Annotated in this window: 8 protein-coding genes; 1 reads left to right on the forward strand and 7 read right to left on the reverse strand. The window is 68.5% G+C overall.

The annotated features are described in order from the left end of the window. Positions 1-69 precede the first annotated feature (69 nt). The 4 genes from ACXDF8_RS22685 to rplJ form a co-directional block, all read right to left on the reverse strand. Positions 70-3,348, reverse strand: a complete 3,279-nt coding sequence (locus ACXDF8_RS22685; RefSeq protein ID WP_457225528.1) for a lipocalin family protein — start codon at positions 3,346-3,348, stop codon at positions 70-72. Positions 3,349-3,593: 245 nt separating this feature from the next. Then, positions 3,594-4,640 carry an ABC transporter ATP-binding protein gene (locus tag ACXDF8_RS22690; protein ID WP_457225529.1) on the reverse strand — a complete coding sequence of 349 codons (1,047 nt, stop codon included), beginning with the start codon at positions 4,638-4,640 and terminating at the stop codon, positions 3,594-3,596. A gap of 179 nt (positions 4,641-4,819) precedes the next feature. Beyond that, positions 4,820-5,209: a 50S ribosomal protein L7/L12 gene (gene rplL / locus ACXDF8_RS22695; protein WP_457225530.1), complete on the reverse strand. Its 390-nt coding sequence runs from the start codon at positions 5,207-5,209 to the stop codon at positions 4,820-4,822. Positions 5,210-5,242: 33 nt separating this feature from the next. Then, on the reverse strand, positions 5,243-5,782 hold the full coding sequence (gene rplJ, locus ACXDF8_RS22700; RefSeq protein ID WP_457225531.1) for a 50S ribosomal protein L10: 540 nt from the start codon (positions 5,780-5,782) through the stop codon (positions 5,243-5,245). Positions 5,783-6,176: 394 nt separating this feature from the next. Here rplJ and ACXDF8_RS22705 point away from each other — a divergent pair, with 394 nt between their 5' ends. Further along, the gene (locus ACXDF8_RS22705; protein ID WP_457225532.1) at positions 6,177-7,052 is read left to right on the forward strand and encodes a type IV toxin-antitoxin system AbiEi family antitoxin; all 876 of its coding nucleotides are present in this window, start codon (positions 6,177-6,179) and stop codon (positions 7,050-7,052) included. A gap of 74 nt (positions 7,053-7,126) precedes the next feature. Here ACXDF8_RS22705 and ACXDF8_RS22710 read toward each other — a convergent pair whose 3' ends face one another. From ACXDF8_RS22710 to ACXDF8_RS22720, 3 genes are read right to left on the reverse strand one after another with little or no spacing between them, the layout of a single operon-like run. Next, entirely contained in the window at positions 7,127-8,026 is a 900-nt protein-coding gene (locus tag ACXDF8_RS22710) for an ROK family protein (protein WP_457225533.1), read from the reverse strand. A 1-nt stretch (position 8,027) separates the two neighbouring features. Continuing rightward, the gene (locus ACXDF8_RS22715; RefSeq protein WP_457225534.1) at positions 8,028-8,663 is read right to left on the reverse strand and encodes a DUF7158 domain-containing protein; all 636 of its coding nucleotides are present in this window, start codon (positions 8,661-8,663) and stop codon (positions 8,028-8,030) included. Beyond that, positions 8,660-12,844 carry a glycoside hydrolase family 38 N-terminal domain-containing protein gene (locus ACXDF8_RS22720; RefSeq protein WP_457225535.1) on the reverse strand — a complete coding sequence of 1,395 codons (4,185 nt, stop codon included), beginning with the start codon at positions 12,842-12,844 and terminating at the stop codon, positions 8,660-8,662. The genes ACXDF8_RS22715 and ACXDF8_RS22720 overlap by 4 nt, the downstream gene beginning before the upstream one ends. Positions 12,845-12,861 lie beyond the last annotated feature (17 nt).

Consider the following 12,861-nt stretch of genomic DNA (forward strand, 5'->3'; position numbering starts at 1 on the left):
CCGTCAAGCGTTAACGCGGTAATTGGTGTGGATATGTCGCGGGATTTAACGCGACTTCGGCGTTGCCGATCACACCGCCACGCTCGCTGGCACATCAGCCGGGCCGGGCAGTGCGGCGGCCGACGATGTCGGGTACTGCCGGGTCCGCAGGATCAGGCCCCAGACACCAAGCTCCCTGGCCCGCGCCACCAGTGCCTGGTATTCGGCGTCGTCGATTGTCTGCTGCCGGGTGAGGATGAATCCGCTGTAGCCGGACGAGTCGCTGACGATCGCCCAGCTGTAGTCGGTGGCGTAGTCCAAGATCCAATAGTTGCCCGGTTCGGCGCTGCTCGGCGTGGAGCCAAAGAAGCCCACGTTGAGCCGGGTGTTGAAGTCGTTGACCGGAACGGCCTCACCCACGATGTTCACCGCCGGTCCGTTGGCGGTGAAGTAGTTGCCGGAGTTCTGCACCCGGATGGTGCCGTCCGGGTTGAGGCTGTACTGCGCCTTGGTGTTCACCAGACCGATCGAGAAGAACTGGCGCACACTGCCCTGCTCGTACCAGGTGCCCAGGTAGTTCTCGTCCGGGGGAAGGGCGGGATCCACGGTCACCGGCGGCGGGGCGGGCAACGTGGTGGCCCCGGCCTCGCCCATGACGATGGGCTGGTTGGGCACGTAGGTGCCGTCGTTGGGATTGCCGTAGATGCCGTAGACCGGATCGGTGGGCCCCTTGCCGGCGTATATGTCGTTGATCCAACCGGTGGCGAACGTCCGCACCGCGGTCTTGCCGCCGAGCGGGGACGGCTTGACGATGATGGTGCTGAGCAGCTCCCCCAGCCATCCGAAGGGGTTGCCGCCCGCGATGACATCGGTGTGCGAACCGTTGTCGATCTGCACGCCGTAGAACCTGTTCGGGCCATAGAACGCGTACATGAGCTCGGTGGCCGTTCCGTAGGCGTTCCAGCGCTGCGGCGGCGCGGCGATCTGGTAGTCGGGAATGCCGGCCGCCTCCAGCGCGGTCAGGGAATCGGTGAACAACGGGTCGCGGGAGACGCCGTCGAACATCACCACGCCGAGCAGATTGTCGACCTGGTCGCTCTGGGTGATCAGGGCACCGACGGCGGTGGCGAAGTTGCCACCGGCCGAATGCCCGGTGAGCAGGAACTTCTCCGGCAGCGTGCCCTCGAGGCCGGCAGCGTTCGCGCTGATGTTCAGCGCCGAGCGGTTTCCGGTGAACATCGACGCGACCGCCTCGCGCATCACCGATCCACCCAGGTAGCAGCCTGGGCACAGCGGGTTGTCGAACCAGAAGATGTCGGGAACGACCACGATGCTGTTGGTCTCCTGGGCCAGCTGCTGGGCCATGTCGCCGTACCAGTCGTTGAAGCCGAGGAATCCGTGCTGCAGCCAGATGATGCCGTTGGCTTGGACGGTGCCGTCGGCCTGGGTCGGGAAGTACCAGTTGGCCGGGGCGGCGTATCCGTTCTCTCCCGCGGGGATGTCGAGCACCGACGATCCGGTGCGCACTCCGGTGACACCGTTACCGACGGTGGCGACGGGGGTGTTGGGATCCAGTCCGTTGTCGCCGCTGTTGACCGGCGTGGGCAGCTGGAAACCGAAGAACCTGCCGACGGTGTCGATCAGAGCCTTGACGAGATAGTCGCCGAACGAGAGCTGGTTGGCCTGCGCGGCGGGCAGACCGACGGCGGCGGTGGGTCCCATGATGATCTGCTGGTTGGCGGCGGCATAGAGGCCGTACTCCGGAGCCTCGGGGGTGGCACCGGCGTACATGTCGTTGATCCAGCCGGCGCTCAGCGTGTAGGTCGCGGCGGTATTGCCGGCCGGAACGCGCTTGGTCACCAGCTGCGCGGCGAAATCGATCAGCGGGTTACTGCCGATCATCGAGTCGACGTGGGAGCCGTTTTGCAGCACGACGCCGATGAAGTCGCCGGACAGGGTCGAAGCCAGCACGTTGGTCGTGGCGCCGAACAGGTTCCAGGCCTGCGCCGGGGCGGCGATCTGATAGATCGGCTTGCCCGCCGCGTTCAGCGTTTGGACTTCCTGGGCGAAAGTGCCGTCGAGGGCTCCGTTGGACACCCCGTCGAACATCACCACGCCGATCAGATCGTTGGGGTCGTACTGGGCGTCATCACCGTCGAGGTAGTCGGTGGCCACCGCGGCAGCGAACCCGCCGCCGGCGGAGTGGCCCGCCAGCACGAAGTTCACGGGCAGAGCCGTGCCTTTAAACCCCGCGGCGGTCGCGCTGCTCAACAGCGCCGAGCGGTCCGGGCCGAACATGGCTGCGGCTGCGTCCTCGGTGACGCTGCAGGTCAAGCAGCCGCCGGAGAAGGTCACCGGGATCGACGACAGCGACGGCGCGACGACGATGCTGTTGGTGGTCTGAGCCAGATTGGTGGCCAGCGCCGAGTAAAAGGTGTTGGTGGCGCCGAAACCGTGCTGCAGCCAGATAACACCCTGGGCCTGCACCGTCCCGTCGGCCTGGGTCGGGAAATACCAGTCGGCCGCCACCGTGTTGCCGATGAACGCGCCGGGGATGGTCAGCCGCGAGTGCCCCACCACAACACCGGTCACCCCATTAGTGGGCTCAACCGGCAGCAGCGCTGCCGTGGTGGCGGCGGTCGTGGTGGCGGCCGCCGTGGTCACGGCCGCGGTCGGGCGCGTGCCGATCGCCAGCCCGGAGAGCAGGTTGAGCACCGCGGTGGCGGCCAGGCCGGTGGCGGTCGCCTCGCTCGCGGTGGGGGCTGCGGTGATGGAGCCGGCCGAGGCGATCAGCTGATCGATCTGAGCCTGGCGTGCGGCGGTGATGACGGCGCGCCGGGAGAACCCCAGCGCCGTCGGTGCCGGTTCGGCGACCGCGGCCGATGCCGCCGGATCGGTCGTCGTGGCGGCGGCCGCGACCATTTCGGTGGTGCGCTCGGCCTGAGCCGAGGCCGCAGCGGTGGCCGTGGGGCGTGCCGGCCGAGTGGTCTGGGTCGACGTGGTCTGGGTCGACATGGTCTGGGTCGACGTGGTCTGGGTCGACGTGGTCTGGGTCGACGTGGTCTGGGTCGACGGAGTGGCCGCAGCCGGCTGAGTGGTCCCACGTCCACCCTGGCGCTCGGTTGCCGAGTGTCCGGATCGTGCGCCGGCGACCGTGCTCTGCGCACGGCTCTCGGTTTTCGCGCGGCGGCTTGCCGCGGTCGTCTTACCGCCGACAGATGTCGACGAATCCGACGCTGACGCAGGGCCGCCGGCGGTGTCGTCGGCTCCCCCGCTCTCAGCGTGGGCGGCCCCCGGGCCGGACAACAACGCCGCCCCCAACCCCATCACCATCGCACCAGTGCCGAGCCACGCACGCCGTTCGACCATGAGATCTGCCTTCCCCGTTGACGCCGAGAACGTAGGCAGATTCGCGACACCGTGTCAGGCAATTCCACCGTCTGGCCTGATTCGTCACGGATTCGTCAGGTGCAGACCGACGTTCTTCCGGCCCGAGCGGCGGCACGAAAAGACTCAGTGGGACTCAGCGAATGGCAGCGAATGGCAGCGAATGGCATTGCTACACAAAGACATCCGGTATCCGGCAGCCGACGGGCCGCCGTGCGAGAAGGTGCTCAGGCCTCGTCGTCGTGGTGAGCCGCGTGTGCGGGCTCGCCGGCGAACTGGTGCGTGGGCAGCTGGTGGGTGCCCTCAAGGTCGTCGAGGATCGCCTTCTGCGCGGCCGGCGGCAGGGTGTGCAGGATCTGGCGCACCCGAGCCTGACGGCGGCCGACAGCCTGACGCTCCGGCATTCCGGGAGTGGCCTGGATCTGCGGGGGGACGCCCTCAATCTCCTCGACGCCACCGTCATGGTGGCCGGCATCGGCCAGGGCCTGCTCCTCGGCCATGGTGCCTTCGTCCTTCTCCTCGGACATGCCGATCGGACCGAGGCGGCGGCCGTTGAGGAACTGCTTGACAACCGGCTCGTCACTGGTCAGCAGAACCTCGCGCGGGCCGAACATGACCAGATGCTTACGGAACAACATGCCCATGTTGTCGGGCACCGTGCGGGCGATGTTGATGTTGTGCGTCACGATCAGGATCGTGCAGTCGATCTGAGCGTTGATGTCGATCAGCAGCTGGCTCAGGTAGGCGGTGCGGACCGGGTCCAGACCGGAGTCCGGCTCGTCGCAGAGAATGATCTGCGGGTCGAGCACCAGCGAGCGGGCCAGCCCGGCACGCTTGCGCATACCGCCGGAGATTTCGCCGGGGAACTTGTTCTCGTCCCCGCCCAGACCCACCAGGTCCAGCTTCTCCATGACGATCTTGCGGATCTCGCTTTCCTTCTTCTTGGTGTGCTCACGCAAGGGGAAAGCGGTGTTGTCGTAGAGGCTCATCGAGCCGAACAGCGCACCGTCCTGGAACATGACGCCGAACAGCGTGCGGATCTCGTAGAGCTCCTTGGCCGAGCACTCGATGATGTTGGTGCCGTCGACGATGATCTTCCCGCGCTCGGGTCGCAACAGGCCGATCAGCGACTTCAGGAACACCGACTTACCGGTACCCGAGGGACCGAGCAGCACGCTGACCTCGCCAGCCGGGATGTCCAAGGTGACGTCCTCCCAGATGCGCTGGGAACCGAACGACTTGGTCAACCCCTCGACCTGAATAGAAATGCCCACTCGCGATCCTTCCGCCCACACCGGTCAGCCACTGCCTTCGACGGCCTGTGGTTTGAGTCACTGTAGCGCACGCAGATTGGCGCCACTTAGTTTGTGTACCTAGCCGTGATCGGCTCCGGGAAACGAAAAATCCCCCGCGCGCCCAGCTGGGCTCGCGGGGGATTTCGCCGTCGTGCGAATTACTTGACGGTGACGGTGGCGCCGGCAGCCTCGAGCTTGGCCTTGGCGTCCTCGGCGGCCTCCTTGTTGACCTTCTCCAGCAGCGGCTTGGGGGCGCTGTCGACGAGGTCCTTGGCTTCCTTCAGGCCCAGGCCCGAGACGATCTCGCGGACGACCTTGATGACGCCGATCTTCTTGTCGCCGGCACCCTCGAGGATGACGTCGAACTCGGACTGCTCCTCGGCGGCCTCGGCCGGGGCACCGGCGGCGGGGCCGGCAGCCGCGACGGCGACCGGAGCGGCGGCGGTGACGTCGAAGGTCTCCTCGAACTGCTTGACGAACTCAGAGAGCTCCAGCAGGGTCATTTCCTTGAACGCGTCGAGCAGTTCGTCGGTGGACAGCTTTGCCATGGTGATTCCTTATCTCTGTATGGGTGGTGGGGTCTAAGCGGCGGGCTCGGTGGATTCCGAACCGGCCTTCTTCTCTTGCAGAGCTGCGGCCAGCCGCGCGATCTGGGACGCGGGCGCCACGAACAGCGCCGCGGCCTGCGACTGCTTGGCCTTCATCGCGCCAGCCAGCTTGGACAGCAGCACCTCGCGCGACTCGAGATCGGCGATGCGCTCGACCTCGGAGACGCTCAGGGCGCGACCGTCCATGTAGCCGCCCTTGATGACGAGCGCCTTGTTGTCCTTGGCGAACTTCTTGATCGCCTTGGCGGCGTCGACGGGCTCGCCACTGATGAACGCGATGGCGGTCGGCCCGGCGAACAGCTCGTCGAGACCGTCGATGCCGGCCTCGGACGCGGCACGCTTCACCAAGGTGTTCTTGGCGACGGTGTAGGTCGTGGTGTTGCCCAGCGACCTGCGCAGCTCGGCAAGATTGGCCACCGTCAAGCCGCGGTACTCGGTGACGACGGTGGCCGTCGCCTCCTTGAACTTCTCGGCGATGTCGGCGACCGCGGTGGCCTTGTCAGCCTTGGCCATGCTTGCCTCCTCGTGATGGTTGGGACGTCCACCAACCGACCACGGGGCACGAGAAACTTGAGTGGCCCGGAAATGACGAACGCCCCGACACAGGACAGGTCGGGGCGCACACAGAACTACTGCTACCTCGTCCTCCTGCGTGGGCCGCCCGGAAATCCCGGGACCTTCAACCGATTGCTCGGTGACCGACGGTCTTCGGTGGAACCCGACCAGAATAGCCTGGCAGCGTGCACAACTCCTAATCCGCGCGAGATACCTGAGCGATCCCCGCGAGCAGACGCACAATTGCGCAAAAGTGCCCCACCGAGTGCAAGTCTGCGTCTGCTCGCGAGCTATGCACAGCGGCGCCGACGGGTTGCACACCAGAATCGCGCCCAACGTCGACGCTCGTGTCGTGAACACAGCGGTTACCGCGCTCTTCGAGAGCGGTGGCGGCATCGCCACCACCGCACAGCTGCTGACGGTGATGAGCCGGCGACAACTCGACGCTCAGGTACGCAGAGGTGGTTTGGTACGCGTCTGGTACGGGGTCTACACACCCGTCGAGCCAGACCTGCTCGGGCGGCTCGCGGCGTTGGACGTGTTCATGGGTCAGACTGCCGTCGCGGTAATGGGCACCGCAGCCGCGCTGTACGGGTTCGACACCGAGAGTGCCACTGCCATCCACATACTCGACCCCGGTGTTCGGATGCGTTCGACGACGGGCCTGGTGGTCCACCAACGGACCGGCGCCCCGGTGCAGTGGGTCGCGAGTCGACCGGCCACGTCGCCGGCGTGGACGGCTGTCGAGGTGGCGCGGCAGTTGAGCCGCCCGCGGGCGCTGGCCACGCTGGACGCGGCGCTGCGCTCCGGTTGGTGCACGCGGAGTGATCTCGAACAGGCGCTGCACGCACAACGCGGGAGACGAGGCATCGCGGCCGTGCGCGACTTGCTGGCTCACGCAGATGCCCGTTCGGAGTCGGCGATGGAAAGTGAAGCGCGCCTGATCATGATCGATCACAGGCTGCCGCCACCCGAGTTGCAGTTCACCATCCGCGCCGCAACAGGCCAGCGCTGGCGAGTGGACTTCGCCTGGCCGCACGCAAGGGTCGCGGCTGAGTACGACAGCATCGAGTGGCACGCTGGCCGAGCCGAAATGTTAAGGGACAAGGCACGGTTCGCGGCCGTGCAGGAGGCGGGCTGGACCGTGGTACCCATCGTCGTCCATGACATCCGCCGGCAACCGGAGCGGCTGGCTCAGCGGATCGCAAGCCATCTCGCCCGGGCGTGAGTGAGATCCCCGCGAGCAGACGCACAATTGCGCAAAAGTGCCCCGTCGAGTGCAAGTCTGCGTCTGCTCGGCCGTCAAAGGCGCAGCAGGGCCGCGGCGCCGACCAGACCCGCTTCGCCGCCCAGCGCCGCCGGAACGACCCGCAGCTCCGACAAGAAGTCCAGACCCGCGTAGGTGTGCACGGCGGCCCGGATCGGATCGAACAGCAGCGGCCCGGCCTTGGCCACACCGCCGCCGATGATCACTAGGTCGAGATCGCACACGGCGCCCACCGACGCGATCATCGCCGCGATGGCGCGCCCGCCGCGGTCGAAGGCCCGCAGCGCGATCTGGTCCCCAGAAGCGGCGGCCGCGGCCAGTTCCTTGGCGTCGGCACCGGACCACCCCTGCTCACGGGCCCAGGCCGCCAGGTGCGGCCCGCTGGCGATCGCCTCGACGCAGCCGCGGGCGCCGCAGCTGCAGGGCGGCCCGTCAAGGTCGACGACGACGTGACCGACGTGACCGGCGTTGCCGGTGCGCCCGGCGTAAGGGGCACCGTCGAGCACCAGTCCCCCGCCCACGCCGGTGGACACCACCATGCCCAGCAGGAACGGCACGCCCTGGCCGGCACCCCGCCAGTGTTCGCCCAGCGCCATGCACAGCCCGTCGCCGGCCAGCCGGACCGGTACACCGGGGACCGCTGCGGTTACTCGGTCACGGATGGGGAATCCGCGCCAGGCGGGGATGTTCACCGGACTGATAGTGCCGTCGGGCAGGTGGATCGGGCCGGCCGAGGAGATGCCGACACCGGCGACGTTGCCGCCGGCCTCGGCGAAGGCGTCGGCGATGGTCCGGCGGGCGGCAGCCCACACCCGCTCCGGGTCGTCGCCGCGCGGGGTGGGCTGGCGGGTCTCGAAACGCAACCGGCCGGCGGGGTCGACGAGGCCGGCGGCGATCTTGGTGCCGCCGATGTCGAGCACGAGGGTGTCGGTCATGTCAGTGCTTGTGGGTGTTGTCGGGTTGGCGCGGGTCACCGGGATGTTCATAGCCCGGCGCCAGCCACACCAGGTCGGCGTGCCGCTGATCCAGCCAAGTCCGGAAGCGCCGGCGCCGGGCGGCAGCGCGCAAGTGTGCGGCGATCAGCGGCGCCACCTCGGGTAGGGCCGCCGCGGTGGCGCGCCGCCAGCCACCGGTGCGCGCCGGCGTTTCCGGCGACGGATTCGCGGTGGCGTAGCGCTGGAACCGCCGCGGGTTGCGGGCGTAGTAGTCGGCGACCGCGGCGTCGTCGACCTCGACATCGCGGGTGACGTGCGCGAACACCGCGCGCGCCAGCGGGTCGGCCAGCACCGCGGCGGCGATGCTGCCGATCTCGAGTCGGGCGGTGGCATCCGGCAGCAGGTCGTCCTCGCTGGGCGAGTCCGCGGTGACGACGACACCGAGATCTCTTGCCTCCAGCGCGATGACCCGTTCGGTCACCAGGAGCTGGGTCAGCCAGCGCCGCAGTTGTCGTCCCTCGCTGGTACCGGGGCGCGGCAGGGCAGCTACCTGGGGCGCCGCTCGCAACGCGGCCTCGCGGGTGTCGACCTCGCTGGTATCGACCCGTTCCCCGGCGACGGTGGCGGCCAGGCTCACCGGACCGTCACCGCCACTGCCGGGGTGTAGAGCAACCGGCCCGCGCAGCCGATGCGGATCAGCGCCCACCATCGGCCGGGCGTCACCCACGGCGGGGGCGCCACATCGAAGGTCACCGCGACGGTGGACCGGGACCGCAGCACCGCGCCGCGGACGGCCGGCCCGAGCCAGTCCCAGGTGCCCCACGGGCTGATCAGATGGGCCTCGAGCGCCAGGTCGGCGTAGGCGTCGTTGGCTATCTCGACGGTCAGTCGAGCGCGTTGCCCGGCATCGACGACCACGTCCGACGGCTCGGTGACGAGCCGTACAAGTTCGCCGGCGGGCCCCACCGAGACCACGCAGATGTCCTCTACCGTCTGCCGCCACGCCGGTGGCACATCGCCGGCCAGGGTGAGTTGGGCACGCACCGGATAGTCACCGGGTGCGGCGACGGCCGGTGCGGTGACGACGATCTCGGCTTCGCGGTGGTGGCGGGTTGCCAGTTCGAAGGGCAGTTCGTCGGGGTCAACGGTCCAGCCTCGGGGGCCGCGAAGTCGGACGGTGCCGCTCAGTGTTGCATCGCTGCAGTCGCTGGCCACGGTAAGCCGTAACCGGATGGTCTCGCCGGGGGTTGCGGTGGCAGTCTCGGGGTGCAGGTGGGCGACGGCGGGCAGGCCGCCGAGCGGTGCGGGACCGCGGTTGTGCAGCCAGTAGCGCGCGTAAAGCGGCTGGGCGGCTTCACTGTCGGGAGCCAAAGCGGAACCGTCGGCATCGAGAACCGCGTGGAGGTCCAGCCTGGCCAGCAGGGTGGCGATTTGGTAGCCGTGTATCCGCAGCGGCGGGTCGCCGTCGGGGCGCACCGCCTCCAGCAGGTCGGCGGCGACGACCGCCGACACCGCACCCACACCGCTGGAGATGGCGACTTCGGCTGCGCCGCCGTGATTTTCGACCAGACGGATGGTGACGTCTTCGGGAGCGACGGTGGCGGAACTGCCGGTGGCGGTGGGATTGCCGCCGGCCTTGAGCGCCGCGAGGTGAACCGCGCCCGCCGGCTCGACGCTCAGCAGCGAGCCGTCAGCGGGCAACACACCCACACCGTCGGAAGCCACGACGCAGACCATCGGGTGGCTGAATTCCGCACTGCGCGAAGCTATCCGGGATTCACGCCAGTCGCCCTGACCGGCGACCAGCGCGAATTCGAAGGTGTGCGTCCAGTGCTGGAGCTCAAAGTTGGACCCGTCGGGCGCCTTTCGCTGCGGCGGGTCGATCCACACCCCCGACGGCCAGCCGGTGCACGATCGCATCAGTGAGGCGTGCAGGGTCTGGTCTGGGTCGACGGCGAAGCCGGGCACACCGCGGTTGAGCAGTGCCACAGTGCGCGACTCGAAGTCCGAGATACCCGCCGGCGCATTCTGCGTCACCTCGATCTGGGCGTCGTCGAGATCGTCGACCACAGCCGCCACCGCCAGGGCCAGACCACCGGCCCAATGGCCGGCGACGATGAGCACTGGCAGCGCGCGGGCACCGCGCAGGTCGGCACCGGGACGCCACACCCCGGCCAGCGGTTCGGCGGCAGGCACCCATACCCGGGCCTGTCCAGTGGCAGCAAGCTGCCGGTGCAGTTCGGCAGTGTAGGCGTGGTCAGCGGCCGCGAGAACCTCAGCGGTGAACGGGTTCTCGTCGGGGCCGCCGAGCGCGATGCGCGTGTCGGGCAGATTGGAGTCGACGTCGAGGTGGCCGTAACGCGGGCCGCCACCGGCGGTGCAGGTCGCGGTCACGCCGGCCCGCACCAGAGCGATCATCAGGTCGCGGGCACCGGCGGCGCCCCCGTCTGGCCCGACCACCTCGGCCACCGACACCGCTCGCAGATCTGCGCCCACCTTGATTCGGGCAGCCGACGACAGGCCGAACCAGCCGTGGGCTGGATTGTCAAGTGTCCAGGGATGTTTCGCGGAGTCGACGGCGCAGCCCGCGCGATCGTCCGGGTCGTGCAGCAGGCCGAAGCCCCGTCCGATGACGGCATCACCGACCTCACTGACCGGCAGGGCGCCGGGCACCGGGCAGGGCCAGCGCAACCGCACCAGCCGGTCCGCGCCGGTGAACTCGTCGATCGTAGTGCTGAGGTCCACCCGGTCGACGCCGTGCCACAGCGTCAACACCTGGGTGTACCGAAGCAGCTCGTCGATGCGGCCGCACACCACGAGTCGCTCACCGAGCGGACAGCGCAGCGCCTGCACCGAATCTGCCTCTGCCGCCGAGGAACACAGCACCGGTCCGGCTGGCAGCAGATGCCACGGCCCCTCCCCCGCCTGCGGGTGCGCCGGGTACTCCTCGTACACCGCGATCTCGTTGCCGACTCGGCCCTCGGCGATCAGCTCCTGACCCGACGACAGCTCCGCGAGGGAGACGACCGCCCCGCCGCGCGCCGGGTCCACCCGCAGCCGGTGGTGGTCGTTGGCGATCTCCAGGCCCTCGACGGGTTGCCAGCCGGTGTCGTCCGGCGACGCCGTGAGGCGGTAACTGCGCCACCCCAGGGAGTCGACGTCGGTGGCCAGCCAGCTGACCGAGTGGCCGTCGTCGCCAACCAGGGCGGGCCCTGCGACCCCAGTCGAGTCCAGCACCGAGACACCGGAGTCGACGGGCTCGTCCAGGCGTACGGTGACCACATCAGTACGTTTGTGCCCCAATGGATTCCACACGACGACACAGCCCGGAGCCGGCGCCACCGCTTGCGACATCAGCTCGAGGGAGGCGGTTCGGGTGGCGCTGCCGATCTCCCAGGCGTCGCGCCAGCCGGTCAGCAGGTCGAGGTAGACCTGGTCGGATTCCGAGCCGGTGATGGCGTCGTGGTGAGCCCCGTAGGCCAGCTGCACCCAGGCCTTGGCCAGCGCCGCCTCAGGATAGCGGGCCCCTGACAGCAGGGCGGCGAACACCGCGAACCGCTCGGCACCGAGCACCGCGTCCTCAGCGGCGCGGTTAGCCTGCTTGGTATCGATGTAGGAGACGTCTTTGCCGGTGTAGACCGGGTTCATGTCGCGGGTCTGCGGCGAGGGCACCAGTCCGCGTTCGGTGGCTTCGGCGCGCACCGCGGCGAAGAATTCCGACGGCAGCGCGCAGATGAACCGGGGCCAGGTGTAACGGGCGTTCCAGTCGCGGTGGATCTGGGTCACCCAGGTGTTGGGCGGGGTGTAGTCGGTGCCGACGGGCAGCAGCACGTTACGGGTCAGCGCAACCGATTTCAGCGAAGCGAACAGCTCGTAGGTCGCTTGTTCGGCGTCGGCAAGCGACGCCGCCGAGTCCATCCACCAGCCGGCCGAGTAATGCGCCGGCATGTAATGGGTGAGCAACCCCAGCCCGGACGGGGCGATCCATTCGAACTCGCTGCGGAACTGCATGCGGGTCGGATCACCCTCGTCGGCCATCGGACCCCATTGGTGATGCGGGCCGCGCGCCCACGAACTCGACGTGAGGCCGGCGTCGGCCGCCATTCCGGGGAATTGCGGATCGTGGCCGAACACGTCGAGCTGCCAGGCGGTGGCCGGATCCGCGCCCAGCACGTCGCGCTGATAGCCGATGCCGTGGACGAAGTTGCGGATCGCCGTCTCCGCACCGACCAGGTTCGTGTTGGGTTCGTTGTAGGTGCCGCCCATCACCTCGACGCGTTCCTCAATGATCAGCCGTCGAAGTTCGGCGCGGTCTTCGGGGTGGGTGTCGAAATAAGGTTTCAGATAGTCGATCTCGGCCAGCACGAATTTGTAGTCCGGGTCTCTACGGGCCATTTCCAGGTGAGCGGTCACCAACGCGAAGCCGTTGTTCTGCCGGGCCCGCCCCGGCGGCTCCTCGGTCCACTGGCTGGTGTAGGCACCCTGCGTGTTCCACCACACCGGGTCGTAGTGGAAGTGACTGATCATGAACATCGTCCAGCCGGGCTCACCGACGGTGAACACGAAGGGATGTTCGACGTCACCGACCAGCACGCGGGCGGCGCGCTGCTGCCCGGCCACCGGCGCGGTGACGCGCACCGGCACCTCGACCGACCCGTCGCCCGGCCGCACCTCGACGATGTCGGAGGTTAGCCCCTCGCCGACGATACTGAGGGCCTGCGTCCCGACAGCGTCGGTATAGCCCACGCGAACCAACTGCAGTGGCGCGTCGGACTGGCCGACGAACAGCTCCGTCGACTCCGCGGAGGTCACCTGCACGCCAGCAATCTACGGCC

Source organism: Mycolicibacterium sp. CBM1, from assembly GCF_054073305.1.